This window comes from Roseofilum sp. KMC-1 (assembly GCF_057802075.1).
This window is the reverse complement of the sequence record NZ_CM173605.1, coordinates 1633276-1650939: the sequence shown is the minus strand read 5'-3', so window position 1 is coordinate 1650939 and position 17664 is coordinate 1633276. Positions and strand designations below refer to the sequence as shown.

General features: G+C 43.4%; 20 protein-coding genes. 8 read left to right on the top strand and 12 right to left on the bottom strand.

The annotated features are described in order from the left end of the window. Window positions 1-83 precede the first annotated feature (83 nt). The 4 genes from AC3FZD_RS07645 to AC3FZD_RS07630 all read left to right on the top strand — a co-directional run bounded on the left by AC3FZD_RS07645 (window position 84) and on the right by AC3FZD_RS07630 (window position 2668). Window positions 84-698 carry a Uma2 family endonuclease gene (locus tag AC3FZD_RS07645; protein WP_488739560.1) on the top strand — a complete coding sequence of 205 codons (615 nt, stop codon included), beginning with the start codon at window positions 84-86 and terminating at the stop codon, window positions 696-698. Window positions 699-744: 46 nt separating this feature from the next. Then, window positions 745-1359, top strand: a complete 615-nt coding sequence (locus AC3FZD_RS07640) for a Uma2 family endonuclease (protein ID WP_488739559.1) — start codon at window positions 745-747, stop codon at window positions 1357-1359. A gap of 46 nt (window positions 1360-1405) precedes the next feature. After that, a complete protein-coding gene (locus AC3FZD_RS07635) occupies window positions 1406-2017 on the top strand; it encodes a Uma2 family endonuclease (RefSeq protein WP_488739558.1) in 612 nt (203 codons plus the stop codon). Between the two features lie 75 nt (window positions 2018-2092). Next, the gene (locus AC3FZD_RS07630; protein WP_488739557.1) at window positions 2093-2668 is read left to right on the top strand and encodes a ComEA family DNA-binding protein; all 576 of its coding nucleotides are present in this window, start codon (window positions 2093-2095) and stop codon (window positions 2666-2668) included. Here AC3FZD_RS07630 and lepB read toward each other — a convergent pair. From lepB to AC3FZD_RS07590, 8 genes are all read right to left on the bottom strand, one after another. After that, entirely contained in the window at window positions 2648-3220 is a 573-nt protein-coding gene (lepB, locus tag AC3FZD_RS07625) for a signal peptidase I (RefSeq protein ID WP_488739556.1), read from the bottom strand. The two genes, AC3FZD_RS07630 and lepB, sit on opposite strands and share 21 nt — an antisense overlap. 85 nt (window positions 3221-3305) lie before the next feature. Further along, window positions 3306-3572, bottom strand: coding sequence for a hypothetical protein (locus tag AC3FZD_RS07620; RefSeq protein ID WP_488739555.1), 267 nt, complete (start codon window positions 3570-3572; stop codon window positions 3306-3308). Window positions 3573-3582: 10 nt separating this feature from the next. Continuing rightward, window positions 3583-3804, bottom strand: coding sequence for a hypothetical protein (locus AC3FZD_RS07615; RefSeq protein ID WP_488739554.1), 222 nt, complete (start codon window positions 3802-3804; stop codon window positions 3583-3585). After that, entirely contained in the window at window positions 3782-4003 is a 222-nt protein-coding gene (locus AC3FZD_RS07610) for a hypothetical protein (protein ID WP_488739553.1), read from the bottom strand. The genes AC3FZD_RS07615 and AC3FZD_RS07610 overlap by 23 nt, the downstream gene beginning before the upstream one ends. Window positions 4004-4224: 221 nt before the next feature. Further along, window positions 4225-4578 (bottom strand): type II toxin-antitoxin system PemK/MazF family toxin, encoded by a 354-nt coding sequence (locus tag AC3FZD_RS07605; protein ID WP_488739552.1) that lies wholly within the window; start codon window positions 4576-4578, stop codon window positions 4225-4227. Further along, on the bottom strand, window positions 4575-4805 hold the full coding sequence (locus AC3FZD_RS07600; RefSeq protein ID WP_488739551.1) for a hypothetical protein: 231 nt from the start codon (window positions 4803-4805) through the stop codon (window positions 4575-4577). Before AC3FZD_RS07600 ends, AC3FZD_RS07605 begins: the two co-directional genes overlap by 4 nt. 118 nt (window positions 4806-4923) lie before the next feature. After that, entirely contained in the window at window positions 4924-5112 is a 189-nt protein-coding gene (locus AC3FZD_RS07595) for a hypothetical protein (RefSeq protein ID WP_488739550.1), read from the bottom strand. A 73-nt stretch (window positions 5113-5185) separates the two neighbouring features. Beyond that, window positions 5186-5635 carry a hypothetical protein gene (locus AC3FZD_RS07590; RefSeq protein WP_488739549.1) on the bottom strand — a complete coding sequence of 150 codons (450 nt, stop codon included), beginning with the start codon at window positions 5633-5635 and terminating at the stop codon, window positions 5186-5188. 386 nt (window positions 5636-6021) lie between these two features. On the opposite strand from AC3FZD_RS07590, the gene AC3FZD_RS07585 reads away from it, so the two are divergent. After that, the gene (locus AC3FZD_RS07585; RefSeq protein WP_488739548.1) at window positions 6022-8664 is read left to right on the top strand and encodes a hypothetical protein; all 2643 of its coding nucleotides are present in this window, start codon (window positions 6022-6024) and stop codon (window positions 8662-8664) included. Window positions 8665-8734: 70 nt separating this feature from the next. Here AC3FZD_RS07585 and dnaN read toward each other — a convergent pair whose 3' ends face one another. From dnaN to AC3FZD_RS07570, 3 genes are read right to left on the bottom strand one after another with little or no spacing between them, the layout of a single operon-like run. Further along, the gene (gene dnaN / locus AC3FZD_RS07580; RefSeq protein ID WP_488739547.1) at window positions 8735-9907 is read right to left on the bottom strand and encodes a DNA polymerase III subunit beta; all 1173 of its coding nucleotides are present in this window, start codon (window positions 9905-9907) and stop codon (window positions 8735-8737) included. 29 nt (window positions 9908-9936) lie between these two features. Beyond that, window positions 9937-11049 carry a hybrid sensor histidine kinase/response regulator gene (locus tag AC3FZD_RS07575; RefSeq protein WP_488739546.1) on the bottom strand — a complete coding sequence of 371 codons (1113 nt, stop codon included), beginning with the start codon at window positions 11047-11049 and terminating at the stop codon, window positions 9937-9939. Between the two features lie 2 nt (window positions 11050-11051). Next, window positions 11052-13547 carry a PAS domain S-box protein gene (locus AC3FZD_RS07570; RefSeq protein WP_488739545.1) on the bottom strand — a complete coding sequence of 832 codons (2496 nt, stop codon included), beginning with the start codon at window positions 13545-13547 and terminating at the stop codon, window positions 11052-11054. Window positions 13548-13744: 197 nt separating this feature from the next. Between AC3FZD_RS07570 and AC3FZD_RS07565 the strand changes: the two genes are divergently transcribed. Beyond that, the gene (locus tag AC3FZD_RS07565; RefSeq protein WP_488739544.1) at window positions 13745-14803 is read left to right on the top strand and encodes a GGDEF domain-containing response regulator; all 1059 of its coding nucleotides are present in this window, start codon (window positions 13745-13747) and stop codon (window positions 14801-14803) included. Here the strand turns inward: AC3FZD_RS07565 and AC3FZD_RS07560 are convergent. Continuing rightward, entirely contained in the window at window positions 14800-16068 is a 1269-nt protein-coding gene (locus AC3FZD_RS07560) for an FIST signal transduction protein (protein ID WP_488739543.1), read from the bottom strand. The two genes, AC3FZD_RS07565 and AC3FZD_RS07560, sit on opposite strands and share 4 nt — an antisense overlap. A 373-nt stretch (window positions 16069-16441) precedes the next feature. Between AC3FZD_RS07560 and AC3FZD_RS07555 the strand changes: the two genes are divergently transcribed. Together AC3FZD_RS07555 and AC3FZD_RS07550 are read left to right on the top strand one after the other, a co-directional pair. After that, complete coding sequence (locus tag AC3FZD_RS07555) at window positions 16442-16666, top strand: CP12 domain-containing protein (RefSeq protein WP_488739542.1); 225 nt, start codon at window positions 16442-16444, stop codon at window positions 16664-16666. A 98-nt stretch (window positions 16667-16764) separates the two neighbouring features. After that, the gene (locus tag AC3FZD_RS07550) at window positions 16765-17478 is read left to right on the top strand and encodes a hypothetical protein (protein WP_488739541.1); all 714 of its coding nucleotides are present in this window, start codon (window positions 16765-16767) and stop codon (window positions 17476-17478) included. Window positions 17479-17664: the final 186 nt, after the last annotated feature.

The following is a 17664-nucleotide window of genomic DNA, read 5'->3' as shown; positions in this document are numbered from 1 at the left end:
GGTGGCTTTTTATCTGGGTTGTAGGGGCGATCGCCTAAAATAGCTCTATAGAACCCCAATCTGTAGGATATAGAGAGGTCAACATGGTACAGACACCCACCAAACCGGAAACCGAAACGCTCTTGCTAACATTACCTACAACCCTAAAGCTCTATGTCACGCAAGCACAATTTGAAACTCTAGCTGCTAGTAATCGAGACTTACGACTAGAAAGAACCGCAAAAGGAGAATTAATGGTGAATCCACCTACAGGTTGGGAAACTGGAAAACAAAATTGGAGTATTTCAGGTGAGTTATATTTGTGGTGGCGAAATACCGGCGAACCGGGACAAGCATTTGACTCTTCTACCGGATTTATTTTACCTAATGGCGCGAATCTTTCTCCTGATGTGGCTTGGATAAGTCAAGAGCGTTGGGATGCTTTGACGGATGAACAAAAGGGAACATTCCCCAATATTTGCCCCGATTTTGTAGTGGAATTGCGCTCAAAGTCAGATCCTCTCAAATCCTTGCAAGAGAAAATGCAAGAGTATATCGATAATGGAGCCAAATTGGGTTGGTTAATCGATCCTCAAAATCGAACCGTGACAGTTTATCAAGTGGGTTTAGAAGTAGAAATTTTATCTAATCCAAGTGAGTTATCCGGTGAAGAAGTTTTACCCGGTTTTGTGTTAGATTTGCGTCGAGTTTGGGGTTAGATTTTAGAATTAGATAAAATAGATTCATAGGATAAAAGAGGTCAAAATGGTACAGACACCCACCAAACCGGAAACCGAAACGCTCTTGCTAACATTACCCACAACCCTAAAGCTCTATGTCACGCAAGCACAATTTGAAGCTCTAGCTGCTAGTAATCGAGACTTACGACTAGAAAGAACCGCAAAAGGAGAATTAATGGTGAATCCACCTACAGGTTGGGAAACTGGAGAACGTAACTTTAGCATTATTGTACAATTGGGTCGTTGGTATGAAGACAATGGTAATTTAGGGAAAGCATTTGATTCTTCAACGGGATTCATCTTACCCAATGGCGCGAATCTTTCTCCTGATGTGGCTTGGATAAGTCAAGAGCGTTGGGATGCGCTGACGGATGAACAAAAGGGAACATTCCCCAATATTTGCCCCGATTTTGTGGTAGAATTACGCTCAAAGTCAGATACTCTCAAATCCTTGCAAGAAAAAATGCAAGAGTATATCGATAATGGGGCGAGATTGGGTTGGTTAATCGATCCTCAAAATCGAACCGTGGCAGTTTATCGAGTGGGTTTAGAAGTAGAAATCTTATCTAATCCAAGTGAGTTATATGGTGAGGAAGTTTTACCCGGTTTTGTGTTAGATTTGCGCCGAGTTTGGGGTTAGATTTTAGAATCAGATAAAATAGATTCATAGGATAAAAGAGGTCAAAATGGTACAGACACCCACCAAACCGGAAACCGAAACGCTCTTGCTAACATTACCTACAGCTCTAAAGCTCTATGTCACACAAGCACAATTTGAAGCTCTAGCTGCTAGTAATCGAGACTTACGACTAGAAAGAACTGCAAAAGGAGAATTAATGGTGAATCCACCTACAGGTTGGGAAACTGGAAAACGTAACCGCAGTATCATCGCACAACTCGATCACTGGTATGAAGAAAATAAACAGGGGGAAGCATTTGACTCTTCTACCGGATTTATCTTACCCAATGGTGCAACTCGTTCTCCTGATGCATGTTGGATAAGTCAAGAGCGTTGGGATACTTTGACGGATGAACAAAAGGGAACATTCCCCAATATTTGCCCCGATTTTGTGGTAGAATTGCGCTCAAAGTCAGATACCCTAAAATCCTTGCAAGAGAAAATGCAAGAGTATATCGATAATGGGGCGAGATTGGGTTGGTTAATCGATCCCCAAAATCGAACCGTGACAGTTTATCAAGTGGGTTTAGAAGTAGAAATCTTATCTAATCCAAGTGAGTTATCTGGTGAAGAAGTTTTACCCGGTTTTGTGTTAGATTTGCGTCGAGTTTGGGGTTAGATGCAATTAAGGGGAGATTTTTAATAGTTTTAAAGCAAGCAAATCGCTGTATGCAAAAGTTAAACAGATCGAGTTATGGCTGAGTGGAATCGGGTAATTCGGATACTCAAAAATCAATTACGAGCTATATTGCCGAATCTTACCCCTAGTCGGTTTCTCGATCCCTATTACCGGTTTCGATCTCTGGCAGAAGTGGCTTTAGCGGCTCAATTTGGGGTAACCATTGATGTCAATCAAGCGACGGTGGATGATTGGTTAAGATTACCGTTTTTTTCGATTCATCAGGCGCGGTTTCTCGTGAGTCTGACGCAAGCTGGAGTACAGTTTTACCGCTTAGAAGATATTGCGGCTGCTCTGGAATTGCCGGTAGAAAGATTACGCCCAATTGAGCCGATTTTGCAGTTTTGCTATTACGATCAAGCACTTTGTTTGAATATTAATCAAGTTTCTTTACCAGAACTTTTAGAGGTTTCTTTGATCGATCGCCCCTTAGCGGAAGCGATTATTACCCAGAGAAATCAGCAGGGTGACTATCAAGATTGGCTCGATTTTCAAAGGCGCTTGGGTTTATCGGGAGAAGAAATTAGCGCCTTGCTTCCTTATTTACGTTTTATTGCTTCTAACCCGAATCTAATGATCGATCGGTTCTAGACGGTTGAGGGGCCAAAAGCGAAAAGCAGCGCGACCGATGATATTTTCCTGGGGTAAGAACTTCCAAATATGGGAATCATTGCTATCATTGCGGTTATCTCCCATGACAAACAATTGTCCTTCGGGGACTTGTTCGGGCCCCCAATTATACTCTGGGGGTTCAGCAATGTAGTCTTCTTGAAGGGGTTCATCATTGAGGTAGACTTTACCTCCAGAAACTTCAACGATTTGACCGGGTTGACCAATGACTCGTTTAATAAAGGCTTGATCTTTGCGGTATCCTTGCGCTCGCAGTTGGGGAGGGGGTTCAAAGACAATGATATCGCCGGTTTCGGGGGGATGAAAATGATAGGAGACCTTTTCAATGATCAGGCGATCGCCGACTGCTAAGGTGGGAAACATGGAATCTGAGGGAATAAACCGGGGTTCGGCGATCGCCATCCGCACCACGATCGCCACGATGGTGGCGATCGCGATAATCACTACATTTTCCCGATTTTGATGCCACACTTTCCCCAAACCTGAAGGTGAGGAATTTGAAGGGTCTGTCATTTCAACTCAATAGGTCACAGACTGTTCATTGTACCCAACCCTGGGTTATTCTTGCAATTGTTCATCTTCCCCTCCATTATCGATTTTACTTTAGACTCCGTGCCCCAAAATGATCGACGGCGCGATGTCCGATTCTAATTACCCAAGGTTGAGCATCGGGATGTCGCTCAAATAGTCGATTCGTTGCGGGCACAACATTCTCATCGACCTCGAAGACTCCGGTTTCGATGTCGATCGCCACAATTTTACCCTCATTTCCCGCTTCGACTTGCTGCCGAATGCCAGATTCATAGAGTTCTTGCCCACGTCGGGCTAATTCTTCTTTGCTGTAGCGTCGTTGGCGGACTGCCATAGAATCGTCCTCAGTTGTAACTTTGCCCTTCGATTTTACCGTGAGCGATCGCGGCGATCGCCCCACTACTGACACGGGCAGACCAAAGGGTTTTACCCACTTTTTTGAAATGCAAAGAGGGATGAAGTGAGTTTTCTTGCCAAAGCTGATAAGCTTTCCGCGCTTGCTCTTGAATCTCAGGTGGCAATTGGGCATAGGCTTTCCAGAAATTAGCTGTCGCCAAGGATTTCATCTAAATCCCTCACGTTGTTTGCGGCAATCTCTTGTTCTGCTTGAGCAATGAGGCGATCTAATTTTCCTGATTCTAAATCTGTTTCAATTTGCCGATCCCACATCTGATCGAGATATTCTTGCAGCCACTTTGCCAGATGGCGAACTTCATGCTCTGGCAATTGCTTAATCGCTGATTCAACTTCTAGCCGAGTCGTCATAGGATATTGCACTTCTCAACAGCATTTCTATGGTATCGCCAATTATGGTGGCCGATGGGGGGTTGGAGCGATCAGATCTCTGAAAAACTCGACGGAATCGATGCATAAGTTTGCAGATGTTGGTAAACCCGCCCTTATAGGGTTAGATCAATCGCGAAATTCCAGGAAGACAATAAAATGAGCTACTCGCTGACACTCATGAGCTTGATGGGGATCTTTGGCTATGACGTGAATCCTAAAGTGATCAAAACTACTGTTTCTAATTGGGTTATGGTTTCGGTGCTAAGTTCTCCTAATTTGCGAATTAGCCGACTTTTGTCTAGAACTCGCATTTGAAAACAAAGGGCTACCGAATCTTCAGCTAATCCACCATCCCCTTTGGCGATCGCTAGGCAAATGGGTAAGGTCGCACGGCGTTGATTGGTTGTTAGGGGAATAGCAAGGATTGTTGTAGAAAACTGAGAAACCAGATTGTTTTGGAAGATAATCACAGGACGAATCCCTGCTTGTTCAGACCCTTGAGTTAGATTGAGGTTAGCGAACCAAACCTCTCCTCGTTTAATGGAATCGGTCATCTTTCATCTTCCTGAGCCAGCATTTTGACATACTCATCCATGCCTGTTTCTGCTAGATTACGGTCATCTTCTGCAAATTCAGTTGCTAGGGAAGCGAGTAGAGCAGGGTTCAGGGTGATACGGCGATCGCAAAATTTGAGGAAGGCAATAAAATCAGCGACTTGCTGACGTTGATCTTCGGTGAGGCGATCGATATCTTGTTTAAGGGCTTCTTTAGTGATGGCCATTTTTGTTGAAGGTGAGGAAACTCTAGCACGCTCCCCTAGTATAGAAGACTAAACGTTACTGGGGCTGCTGGGTGGGAATGGTGGAGGTTGGAGCCGTTGCTGGCGTAGGTCTGCTATCTTAGGCTAAAAGGAGCAACAGGATAACGGCGATCATCAGGCCAAACATTGCTCCTGCACCAAAGTCAGTGTCACTCACTTTCTGTAAGCGGTATTTCTCGCCTGTGGTAAGGTCGATCGCCTCGTCGTGTTTTGTGCGGATGAGACGGCGATGATCGCGATCGTAGTCAGGATGATGGTGAGGGTACATGGCTTTTCTCCGTTGACAAAGAGGGTTAATGCAATAGTTAAGCCAAAGGAGCCGAATATCGGCTCCTCAAAATTTAAATCACAATCATGAAGTGGAAAGTAAGAAAAGGAACAAGCGTCAATTTTGCCAGAATTGCCTCTTGCTCAAGTTCTTTGCCAACAGCCACTAACTCCTTGGACAGAAGGCTAAGGGAGCGTAGCATTGCCTTACAATCACTACAAGCGGTGACTAACACCACTTTTTCTCGTTCTAGCTCTCCCTTGGTGACGTACCCTCCTCGTAGAGGGAACGAAGAAAAGCCCCCAAACATCTCCGCTAAGAGCCGTTCCAATCGTTTGACGGTATCATCTGCACGTTGATGGGTCGTGGGGACATAGATCGCGATTTCGCTAGGCAATAGCTGGACATTCTCTAGACCCAGCATCCGAATGAGCAACGTAGCGAACATTACCCACAACAAAACTAAGGGCAAGGGAAGTTTAACCATCCCGAAAGGAGGGGTGGATTTGGTTGGATCAGTCATGCTAAAATGTCCTCAATACTAAAAATATGTAGCCGCCTCCCCGTCCGGGGAAGCGGTTTTTCTTATCTTCAAGAGCGACTTGACTTCCATTATTATGTCTCAAACAGTTTGGGTTGTCAAACTATAGATTTGCCTATAAAAAGTCATTTCTGATTTAATTAAAGTTGTTTTTAGCTATAATGCGTCTCTACTATAGACGTATTATGCTTCTCAGATCACCCTTGGTGGGGATCTGGACTTCAGTAAGTTCTTCGGCTCAACTAACCTGTAATCCAGTCAGGACAAGAGATCAGAGCCAATTTTGTCTAAGTCCAGGCTTTAGACTGTCTAGATTTTATAAGCTTTAGTTGTAGAATCCAGGTCTAAACAGCCTATAATGTAAAGCTATGGACAAAACAGACAACGACAACCAACTAGACTCTTACGCTAGAGAGCAGGATCGCTACTGGAATCAGCTTCGTGATGAACTGGAGAAGATTAAGGAAGAACTCAACTCCAGTAACAATGAACTGGCTCAGGGATTAGGCATGAGTCGCCAGGTCATTGTCGATTTTATGAACAGTCGCCGAGGTTTACCTATAGAGCGTTCTCAACTGCTCAGATTATGGGACTTCCTTACAGCTCCGGAGGACGTGGATAAAAAAAGACTCTCAAAAGAGATTAGGGACAAGCGTTTGAAGTTACATTCACAACCTCCCGATCAGTTACTAAGAGCTGCCGGTTTCTTACCTGAAACCCCCGTATTGAATCCGAATGCTGATAGGTATGAAGAAATTGAACGGATTGTCGCTACCCTTTCGGGATTTCCAATTCCTGATAATGATGGTTCGCTTTTTAGCCGATTAATTAACGATATAGAAGAATTAATTAATAAATACTTGTTGACAGAAAACACCTTTGAAGGTCGAAAAAGAGTTGAGGAATGGTTTAAGGAACAGGGGATAGTTGCAAGTGAAATAGAACATAAATTTTGGAAGGCTATTGATAAGTTTTTGATTTCCGAGAAAACAGAATTTACTTACTCAGAACTCTTTCAACTCCTGCAAAGCATAAAAAGTAACAATAAATGGTCTGAAAGTTGTCTTGGAATGAGAATCACTCAATGTGAATTTACTACATTGACATTTTCCTTGCTCGATTATTTGCCATTGAGATCAAACGATTATTCACCCTCAAATCAGGTAGCACTTGAAGAACTTAAAGAGCAATTAATACAGTCTGCCAAAGAGGCTGAAAAACATTTGATTCAGTATGATAATAAATCAATGGAAATGGTTTCATTAGACCCTGTAATAAATGTGCGAATCACTTGTGTTTTTAATAAAACAGTGTTTTGGTCATATAGTTCTAATGCAACTCATTTTGAAAATATGCTGGCAGCCTTAGAAAAAGGATTGGCTCACTTGGCAAAACTAGAGCTAGTTCAATTTTCCAATGTTGCTCAAGGTAAACAGGACTATAGTTTAGCCAAAAATTCAGTTGTATACCAACCTAAACCCAATTTACCTGACAATGATGATTTTGATTCTAAAACAAAGAAGAGGTATTCTGGCATTTGGGTAGATCATAGTGTGGTTATTGGTAGTTTACAGGCTGTTTTAATTGCCGTCAGACATTGGTTATGTGATATCCTAGAAACGGAAGAAAAGCAAAAGAAGTATTATCAAACTTGCCAGGATGTAGCAGAAGTAGAAAATAATCTATTGGAATTAAAAAAAGCGCTAGATCATTCTGTGACTAAATATAGCGAAGACGAACTTATAAGTGAAGTGCTTGAAGACCAGATTAAGCGAATAAATAAAATACAAGCAGACTTAAAAGATTGGAGTGATATTGAAAAACTCTTTGGTAATTCTCTCACCCATCATCTGAGTATCGCTTATTTAATGCGTTCCCGTTATGCTCATACTCAAGGAAATTTGAAAGATGCTAGAAATTATTTAACTCTTTTCTCAGAAAAATGTCATCAAGAGGTAATAGTAAAACAAAATACTCCCATGAAGATTTTGTATAATGTCGAACACATCATACATTGTTTTCTTTCGGGCAAGGGAAACTTTATTGAATATACAGTTGGAAAAAATGAGGACAAATATAATCTAAAAGATATAGAAACTAGAAAGAGTATAGAAAAAGAAATATTTTCTCCAAATATCCAAGAATTAAAGAATTATATCTCGAATGAAGATTTACCAATAGGAAATTACAAAGGTCGTTTTGATTTTGACGTTTGCCTAGCAGCTTCAGAGCTTTTTGGTAATTTGGCCAGACTCGACTTCTATTTTTGTCAAGCTGATAATCCAGACGATATTGAAAGATTAAAGGACACTGCTATTTCTCATTTCTTACATTCAGCATATTACTCTGCGAAAATTGGTAGGAGACAAAGAACCGCTCAATGGTTAGCCTATATTAGTAGAAGCTACTCTCGGTTAGGGGAGGAAGAAAAAGCTGAACACTATGTACAACTAGCAGAAGAAATTCTAAGTCCGAGAAAACATCCAGAACGGAAAGATAGATATCAAGATGCTATCTTGGCAGAAGTTTATTTGGCGCGTGGAGAAAAGATTTTGTTAATCGATCTGAATTCTCGAAAATCCCAAGAAAATCAAGCTATAGAATACTTTTTGAAAAGTTTAAAGGGATCTCTATATATAGGTTTTGCCCGTGTTATTGCAGATAGCTTGTATGGCATTGCACGAGGGGCACGCTATGTAGACAATAACCTGAGCATTAAAACATCCTTAGAAAAAGCTGGTTTTTTTGGCAACGCATCTCAACAAAATAAAACAATAATTGTTGATAAAAAAAATCAAGCTTGGAAATACAATAAGATAGCAGAAGATGTTATTGATTTTTTGCATAATCTCAATTTTACTGAATCATGGAGTTCTGTATCTGAAGAGTTTGAAAATCAAGCCAAACAAATTTGGAATAACTTGTTTAACGATCCTCACAGTGATCGTAAGCATCCTATTGTAGATGAAATAGAGTGTGGTCAGTTTCTCAATCAACTGACAAAAAAATAAATTTTTAATTGGTTTGCCGAGTTGAGCGATCGCCCTTCGAGGACAGCATTTTGGAGCGATCGCCATCTATTTAACTCCGAATTTGAACCGGCATCAACAAACAAGTCATTTGCACGCCACCAAGAGGCGATAAAATCACCGGTTTATCAGCACTATTAAGCTGAATTTTCAACTCTTGAGACGGAATCGCCTTGAGCGCATCGACAAAATATTTCACATTAAAAGCAATTTGCAGATCCTCTCCGGAAATAGTAGCCGGAATAGACTCCGTTGCCGAACCCACATCCGTTGCTTCCACAGAAAGAATCACCTCTTGATCCTCACCGTTGAGATTAAACATCACCACATTATTTTTCTGATCGGCAATAATCGCAATCCGTTCGACCGAGCTTAACAGTTGGCGGCGATCGAGGTCAATTTGCCGTTCAAAAACCTGCGGAATCAGTTGCTCATAGGCAGGATATTGACCCTCTAAAGTGCGACAGTTGAGGCGACAGTAGGGCAGTTGAAATACCACTTGACCCTCATCTACCGTCAAATCTATGCTGATATCTTCTTTGTGCGAACCAATCATCCGTTCAATTTCCCGCAAAGCGCGGCCGGGAACAGTGACTTCAAAGGGGGGGGCGGAAGGTGTGGGTTTCAAACCCGCCCCTTCTTCCTCTTTTTCCGTACTGGTGGTGACAACCGCTAAACGATGACCATCGGTAGCCGCAAATTCTACACTATCTTCTTGAACCGTTAAATGAACTCCAGTTAAAACTTGTTTGGTTTCATCTAAGCTGGTAGCAAATAAACAGCCGCGCAATCCTTCGAGAATAGCTGCTGAAGGCAGGGTGAGGGTTTCACCCCTATCAATAATAGGTAAGGCTGGGTAGTCTTCTGGGTCAAGTCCTCGAATTTGATAGCGCCCGCAGGAACTGGTAATGGTTACATTCGGGTCAAGGTTTTCCCCATCCCCAGAGTCCACTTCTAGGGTGAGATCTCCAGGGGGGAGTCGAGAAATCATGTCATTGAGCAGTTTAGCCGGAAGGGCCAAATCTCCCTCTTCTTCTACATTGGCTGAAAAACGAGCTTGAATACCCAGACTCAAGTCAAAAGCAGTGAGGCTAACTTCTTGATTTTGGCGATCGGCAATAAACCGGACATTACTGAGAATCGGTTGGGAAGGACGGGACGGAATGGCGCGACTCACGAGAGAGAGATTCGTGTTAAGGTCACTTTGGGTACAGACCAGTTTCATAGCAGCAGATCAATATCAGATAGCTTGATCTAGTTTACAGGGACTGGGGGAAGACAGGGGAGGGAAACGATCGCCTTTGTCCCTATGCCTTCTTCCGATGACAGGCTAATGGTTCCCCCATGGCATTCTACGGCATATTTAACAATCGAGAGTCCCAACCCCGTGCCTTTGATAGAGCCAACATTAGCCGCTCGTTCAAATTGGGTAAAGAGTTTCGGTTTATAGTCTGACGGAAATCCAATCCCTTCATCTTCAACGACCAAAATCACATCCGTAGCGCTTAGGGAGATATTGAGGGTAATCATGCCTCCATCGGGCGAGTATTTAATAGCATTAGAGAGCAAATTTCCCAAAATATGGTAGAGCAATTTCACATCGCAGCCCACTATAATTTCTGGTTCAGCAGCTTGCAAGATGATCTGATGTTTGTCTGTGGCGATCGCCTCGAAATCATGGATAATTGATGCACTCAATTCTACCACATTCACCGATTGTGGTTCAAAGCTCAATTTTCCCGCATCTGCTTGATTTAAGGTGAGAATATCTTCAAGCAAAATATTGATATTTTTAACTGAAGATTTAATCCAATCTAAATGTTTTTGTTTCTTTTCTTCTGATAGTTTATCTCCATAATCTTTGAGCATTTCTGCTGAAACTTGAATCGTGGTTAAAGGATTTCTTAAATCATGGGATGTCAAGGATAAATAGCGAGATTTTTCTTCATTTTTGGCATTAGCAATCGCCAAAGATTGACGAAGGATTTGGTCTTCTTCCCATTTTTTTAATGCCATTTTCATGGTGGCATATAACTCTCGCTCTTTATAGGGTTTGAGCAAATAACCATAATAATTGCTATCTTCTGCTCTTACTAGGGTAGCATCATCCGCATAAGCAGTTAAATAGATAATCGGAATGGACTGAGATTGATTAATTTTTTGAGCCGCTTCTATTCCATCTATCTCTCCTTCTAGGACAATATCCATTAAAATCAGATCGGGCTTCTGGGTTTTACTATATTGGATTGCCTCTTCTCCAGAAGCAACAATATCCATCACCTGATAACCCAATTTTTTTAACTTTCTCGCTAGTCCTTTAGCAATCAATAATTCATCTTCTACAATTAAGATCTGAATATCATCCATAATTACCACCTCCGAGGGTATTTGAGTTCTAAGAATTTTAATCGAATATGAGTACCCATTCCAGGAATAATTTCTGGCTTGGTTTTCAATTGCTCTGCCAAAGTACAAACCAATTCTAATCCCATTGTGTCTACTTGGTAAATATCAAAGTTAGAGGGTAAGCCAATACCATTATCTTTAACTTCAATCGTGATAACTTGATCCTCATCTTTATCTAGTCCCAACCAAATCAAGCCTCGATAATTTTCAGGTTTATTAGGAAAAGCATGTTTTAAGGAATTAGAGACCAGTTCATTAACAATTAATCCACAAGGATTAGCTGTTTCAATATTGAGATCGATAGATTTCAAGTCTAAAACTAAATCGATGTGTTGCTCTCTTACTTGATAGGAATCGAGCAAACCTTCTACCAGGGATTCTAGGTATTCATCAAATTTAATTCGATCGAGGTTAGTATTCTTATAAAGCTTTTCATGGAGCAATAACATAGAATAAATTCGATTCTGGCTATCTGACAAGATTTTAATCAGGCTAGAATTTTCTAAATATTCAGATTGCAATTCCAATAAATTAGAGACCACCATTAAGTTATTTTTGACCCGATGATGAATTTCTTTGAGTAAGACTTCCTTCTCTTTGAGAGAAGCTTTGAGTTTTTCTTCGGCTTGTTTGCGATCGCTGATCTCTTCAAATACCCAAATATAATAATGATTTTCGCCAGAAGTTTTGCGGACTAAGGAGATGGTTACATGACCCCAAACTATGGTATTATCTTTGCAAATATATTGACTCTCTAGGGTTTCACTCGCATGACCTTGAGTCAAAATATTATCGATCGCTTCCATTACTTTAAGTAAATCTTCTGAAGCTGTAATCTCTTCAAAAGTTCTAGATAGCATTTCCGGGCGATTATATCCGAGAATATCACAAAACTTCTGATTGACTCGGAAAAAATGTCCATTTAAGGTTACGATTGCCATCCCTACCGCCACTTGCTCAAAAATTGCCCTAAATCGCTCTTCACTTTCCCGCAGGGCTTCCTCCGCTTTTTTGCGTTCAGAAATATCCCGAAAAATCCCACAATTATATTCTTTACCATTAAATTCTAAATAGTTCATCCGCACTTCTACCGGAATTGCTGTACCATTTCTTTTCCAAAGAACGGATTCAAAGGTGAGAGATTTTAGCTGACGCAATTCTTGCCAATGGGCACTCCAAGTCTGGGCAGAATAGAAGGTATCAATCTGATAAAAGTTGAGAGTTAATAACTCCGATCTTTCATATCCCAGAGTCCGACAGGCGGCTTCATTAACATAAAATAACTCAGCCTGGGCAGAAATGAGTAAGACAATATCTCCTAAACGATTGAGGGTAAACTGAGTTAACTGTAATTGCTCTTCAATCTGCTTGCGCTCAGTCACGTTTTCATAGGTTCTTAAAATCCCGACGACTTGATCTTGGGCATCATGAAGGGGAATGGTATTGGTATCAATCCATAAACGACTGCCATCGAGTTGAAACTTAGTTTCGACTCGATGATATTCGGGTTTATTGCGACTCATAACGCGGCGATCGCCCTGTCGATACCAATGGGCTTCTTGAGTCGTCCAAAATAAATCATAATCGGTTTTACCTATAATCTCTCTGGGAGTAGATAGCCCCGCTAACTGGGCAAAATTGCGATTACAACCCAAATAAACAGAATTTAAATCTTTCCAGACAATAAACTGAGGAATATTATCCATCACCAATTGCAATAACTGCTGAGAGCGTCTCAATTCCTCCTGAGTTTGATGGCGATCGCCAATTTCCTGACGCAACTGCTCGTTGGCTTCCTGTAACTGAGCCGTTCGCTCTTCCACCCGTCGCTCTAACTCCCCATTCAACCGTTGCAGCGCTGCCGTCCGTTGCTCTACAATCATCTCCAACTGTTCCCGAATATTCTGAAGTCGCAGTTCCGCCTCCTTGCGATCCGTAATTTCCCTGGCTACCCAAACAACCAAAGTCTGAGAAATGGGGGAAATATGACTGGTAAACCATAAATCCCGATTGCCTTGCCGCAAACTATACTCAAACGTAACCGGATTTTGTCCATCGAGCGATCGCCGAATATGAGTCCGGAAAATCTCCGTCTGCTCCCCATCCCAAAACAACTCCAAGGTCTGACTGACAATATCCCATTGAGGATGGGCAAAAATCATCGGATGGGTGGGAATAACCTCAATCTCCTGAAGCGTAACATCCAAAACCAAAACGATATCCTGCATCGCCTGAAAAATTGAACGCATCTGCATCTCCGCTTGGCCTAACTGCTCCTCCAGCAAGTGACGCTCCCGAATTTGTTCCTCTAACTCGGCAGTGCGCTCCTGAACCCGATACGCCACCTCTTGCTCTAACCCAGGATTCTTCCTCGTTTTCCGTAGGGCTTCATTTTCTGCCTCTAGTTCGCAAATTCGCTGCTTTAACCGCTCCAGCTCCTCAACTACCCATTCATTCACAGGTCATCACTCCCTAGCATCATCAACTCTCCCTCCTTCTATCTTGACATTCCCAGCTCGTGATCAGGCTCACTTGCCAGGGTTTGCTTCAGTCACTCAAAAGACTGAGGAACTATCACCCCCTTGTCACAGCTCTATCACTGAGAAATTTTCCCCCATCTCCGATAGTAGAACTGTAGAGTTCCAACAATTCTCAAATGCTATTTTCTATCCATCCCCATCCTTCATCTGCGATCAAATTCCCTGTACCAGGTAGCCCCTTTGAATTAATTTCTGGAGGACGGGCAAACCCCCATGCCCCCAGTCCTCCTAGGGTATTAGCGATCGCCAGCGATCCTCAACTGCGCGATCGCATTAGCAACCTGATGAGCGATCAAGGCTATGTCGTCACTGAAGCAGATGGCGCAACCACAGGTTTAAGCCGGGCAGAAGAAACAGAGCCGGATATCATTTTATTAGAGGGTTCTCTCTGTGATGGTGATAGCCTCACCTGTTGTCAACAGTTACAAAGCCTGTGGTATACCCAAAGGGAACCGGGGACTGTGGGAATTTTTATGATCCATCCCTTAGAGGATCATGATTGGGTCAATCAGGCTTTTAACCTGGGCATCGTTGATATTATTCCCAAACCCATTCATGGAACCCTTTTAGTTCAACGGGTAAAACGTTGGTGGGAACAAAAGCAAAAATTCCAACAACTCACTGATGCCAATCAACAATTGCAACGGTTAGCGGGAATCGATCGCCTCACCCAGTTAGCCAACCGCCACTATTTTGATGAAATCTTGGAGAGGGAAGTCCGGCAAATGCAACGGGCCCAGACTGCCTTATCCTTGATTTTGGCGGATGTGGATTATTTTAAACTCTATAACGATCGCTACGGCCATCTTCAGGGCGATCGCTGCTTACAAGAGATTGCCCAAGGCATTCAAAGAGCTGTTCGTCGTCCTCAAGATTTAGTCGCTCGCTATGGGGGAGAAGAATTTGCCGTGATTCTACCGCAAACCGATGGGGCTGGGGCGATCGCCGTTGCCCGCAATATTCGCACCCAAATCCAGAAACTTAACATTCTCCATGACCAATCCCAAGTCAGCGATCATATTACCCTCAGCTTAGGCATTGCCTGTGCCTTTCCAGAGGAGAAGTGTTCGGCTACCCAACTCATTCAAGCCGCCGATCGAGGACTTTACCGGGCCAAAGATCAGGGTCGCGATCGCCTAGAAAAACTCGATGAATCTAGCGAATACTTTTTCTAGTCCTCCGGTTGATAGAAAATCACAAACACTGAAGTATACCCATGTAAAAACGTATTCCCTCCTACGGGGCCGATTTCACCTTGACAGAAAAAACCACTCAGGGGAATCGACTGGAAGTACCTCTGAAACAACCCCGAATCCACATTCGGCCGATCGTACAGTTGTTCTCCCCTTCCCAAACAGGTAAACATCAAAGCACCCGCTCTAGAAGGACGAGTTGATGGAGGCAAACACTTGCCCCCAGTTTGTCGATCCCATTGTTGCCGGTATCGACCGAGTAAATTTCGTAACTCCTCTTCCGAAGCTAACGCATCTCGCAGATGAAATTGAATCCGTTGACCAACCCGCACCCGTTCGGCGATCGCCAAAGCACCAATCCTCGGATCGATCCCCAACAAATTGCGAATTAAAAAATCTTCCGCCTCCAACTCCCGCTTAAAACTATCCGTCGCTACTCCCACAAACAGAGAATCTTGCGCCAACTCCCGGTCTTCTTCACTTAACCGACCCACCGTTTCCCGCAAAATTTCCAAGGGAACCCCCATTTTACCGACCTCAAACCCACTAGCCTCTTGTTCTTGCAATTCTAAAACAATATTGCGTTCGGCCTTAGTAATTTGATAAATCGAACCAATGGGACGGCAACCTTGAGCCACAATCGTTTCTACCGCAATATTGCCACTCAGAGCCAACCCCACGATCCCCTCGCTATAGAGTTCGTAATTATAAAATAAACTACTGCCATGGTTGACTGGACTTGAACTGGCTAACCCTCCCACCTTCAGACTATGGGGATAGGCAAAATCTAAACCCTGAAGCAAATCATTCAAACCCGGAGACATGGGATCGCCCAAGAGAATCAAATGAGGATGGCTTTCTGGAGACACTCCCACTAACTCCACCCACTGATCCGGAGGGCCATCCAGGTCGGGTAATTCTTCTGTATCAATATAAAAAGCGGTCACCTCCACCCCCGGTAGCCGGGCTAGAGTTAAACTTAAGGCCGCTTGATCTTCAAATTCTTCGGGAGTCTCTCCAGAGACCATCCCAATGATGCCTCCTCCCCCACAGCCGATCAACACCGGGGTGTTGAGCTTTTCTTGCAGCAAGGGCATTAAGCGGGAAAATTCGCTGGTAAAGGCAGACGAGATAAAAACTAGCCCAATAGAGGCGGGTTCGGGTATTTGTCGATGGACTGTTTCGACAACTTCGGCGATCGCAGCCTCCAGAGATGGACGGGTAGATAAGGCATTTGCCCACTGCATCTGCTCCAATCTTTCGACTCCCCTGTTGTGTAAACCTGTTTTAATATTAAATTAATTATGTGCCCTTCGTTAAGTCAGACTTCAGAAGAGAGGTTCCCCAACCTTCTTGTGGGAAGACCCATAGCGATGAATGTACAGAGCTAACAAAGCTTCTGAAAAGGTAACCTTAAGCCACTGGCCATCTGGCTCGAAGATTTCCTACTCTAGCGATCGCTGGACTGCTATTGATGCTCAGGAAATCTTAAGAAATTGCAATTAACACCCAGATCGCCCGTCAGATTCCGTTATGACTAAGCTAGGATAATGCAGAAACGGGCAGAGTGGTTTAACTTATCCTTGAAGAACAATTATTGAACATCTAAAACCCTATCTTATGACCAACGACATCAAATCGAAGATCGACCAAGAGCTGGATAACGCCCATGCTGTTTGTGATGCAAAAGGGGCTGAATCGGGTGAATGCGCTGCGGCTTGGGATGCCGTAGAAGAACTGCAAGCCGAAGCCGCTCACCAACAACAAGTCAAGCCCAAAACTCACTTTGAAACGTATTGTGATACTAATCCAGATGCGGCTGAATGTCGGATTTATGAGGACTAAACCCCTAGACCTGAGTCTGGGTTAAGACCCTCTATGGGGCTGAGTGACTAGGTTCACTCGGCCCTTTTCCATGACAAGGGTTAATGGCTTTGATGAATATGACCTCTACCTTATCTAGTCGGTTTCAGGGCGCACTTTGGGGGGCGGCGATCGCCGATTTTTCTGCTCCCCTTTTGGATTCGGTTTGGGGAAAATTGGTCGTTTGCGGATGCCAACAGTTGATTCAACAGGGCACTTTAAGGCTCCCCCTTCTGCCCATTGCCCAACCTGGGGAGGTTACGGGACTGATTTTGCCCATTTCCCTCTATTTCCATGAGGATCTCGACTCCTTGGTGGATCGTTGGAGGGCGATCGCCAGCCATTATCAGTTATCTTCAGATTGGTACACCCAAGGATTACTCATTGCTATTAGTCTCAGTGCCTTAGTTGAAGGCTCCATCGCTCCAGAGGATTTAATCGCTTATGGGCGCTCTCTCTTCGCTCATTTCAATGACCCCGCCTTAGACAACTGCCCCCCTGACTCGCCTCTAATCCAGGGTTTACAGACCTTTGTTAAGAGTTCTCATAGTTTTTCCGGGGCGATCGCCCTAGCCCAGAAAACGCCCCAACAACCCTCCCTCAGTTGCCGCATTGCCGCCACCCTCTGCGGAACCCACCAAACTCGTTTAGGGATTCCCCTACCTTGGCAAGTCTTCCTGGAAAATAAAATTCAAGATCCCCAAACTCCCTGGCCCCATGGAATCAAACCCTTAAATACCCTCAGTGCCAATCTGCTCGCCAGTTGGTCAGGAGCAGATTGGGTCAAGGCATAACTCATCAGTCGGTGCTACCCCCAAAAAGCCAAGAGCGATCCACAAGAGATCGGGTCACGCTAAGATAGTCTAGATTAGCAAGCACCATCCCTGTGCTAAATTCTCCTCATGTCTAGGAGGAAGTGAAAAAACAATAGCTTAAACCAAACCCGCCCGTCCTGGTTCTTGAATAAAACCAGATCAAAA

Excerpts from the sequence above, each read along its gene's own strand:
- AC3FZD_RS07645 (WP_488739560.1), top strand. The coding sequence starts at position 84 with ATGGTACAGACACCCACCAAACCGGAAACCGAAACGCTCTTGCTAACA.
- AC3FZD_RS07640 (WP_488739559.1), top strand. The coding sequence starts at position 745 with ATGGTACAGACACCCACCAAACCGGAAACCGAAACGCTCTTGCTAACA.
- AC3FZD_RS07635 (WP_488739558.1), top strand. The coding sequence starts at position 1,406 with ATGGTACAGACACCCACCAAACCGGAAACCGAAACGCTCTTGCTAACA.
- AC3FZD_RS07630 (WP_488739557.1), top strand. The coding sequence starts at position 2,093 with ATGGCTGAGTGGAATCGGGTAATTCGGATACTCAAAAATCAATTACGA.
- lepB (WP_488739556.1), bottom strand. The coding sequence starts at position 3,220 with ATGACAGACCCTTCAAATTCCTCACCTTCAGGTTTGGGGAAAGTGTGG.
- AC3FZD_RS07620 (WP_488739555.1), bottom strand. The coding sequence starts at position 3,572 with ATGGCAGTCCGCCAACGACGCTACAGCAAAGAAGAATTAGCCCGACGT.
- AC3FZD_RS07615 (WP_488739554.1), bottom strand. The coding sequence starts at position 3,804 with ATGAAATCCTTGGCGACAGCTAATTTCTGGAAAGCCTATGCCCAATTG.
- AC3FZD_RS07610 (WP_488739553.1), bottom strand. The coding sequence starts at position 4,003 with ATGACGACTCGGCTAGAAGTTGAATCAGCGATTAAGCAATTGCCAGAG.
- AC3FZD_RS07605 (WP_488739552.1), bottom strand. The coding sequence starts at position 4,578 with ATGACCGATTCCATTAAACGAGGAGAGGTTTGGTTCGCTAACCTCAAT.
- AC3FZD_RS07600 (WP_488739551.1), bottom strand. The coding sequence starts at position 4,805 with ATGGCCATCACTAAAGAAGCCCTTAAACAAGATATCGATCGCCTCACC.
- AC3FZD_RS07595 (WP_488739550.1), bottom strand. The coding sequence starts at position 5,112 with ATGTACCCTCACCATCATCCTGACTACGATCGCGATCATCGCCGTCTC.
- AC3FZD_RS07590 (WP_488739549.1), bottom strand. The coding sequence starts at position 5,635 with ATGACTGATCCAACCAAATCCACCCCTCCTTTCGGGATGGTTAAACTT.
- AC3FZD_RS07585 (WP_488739548.1), top strand. The coding sequence starts at position 6,022 with ATGGACAAAACAGACAACGACAACCAACTAGACTCTTACGCTAGAGAG.
- dnaN (WP_488739547.1), bottom strand. The coding sequence starts at position 9,907 with ATGAAACTGGTCTGTACCCAAAGTGACCTTAACACGAATCTCTCTCTC.
- AC3FZD_RS07575 (WP_488739546.1), bottom strand. The coding sequence starts at position 11,049 with ATGGATGATATTCAGATCTTAATTGTAGAAGATGAATTATTGATTGCT.
- AC3FZD_RS07565 (WP_488739544.1), top strand. The coding sequence starts at position 13,745 with ATGCTATTTTCTATCCATCCCCATCCTTCATCTGCGATCAAATTCCCT.
- AC3FZD_RS07560 (WP_488739543.1), bottom strand. The coding sequence starts at position 16,068 with ATGCAGTGGGCAAATGCCTTATCTACCCGTCCATCTCTGGAGGCTGCG.
- AC3FZD_RS07555 (WP_488739542.1), top strand. The coding sequence starts at position 16,442 with ATGACCAACGACATCAAATCGAAGATCGACCAAGAGCTGGATAACGCC.
- AC3FZD_RS07550 (WP_488739541.1), top strand. The coding sequence starts at position 16,765 with ATGACCTCTACCTTATCTAGTCGGTTTCAGGGCGCACTTTGGGGGGCG.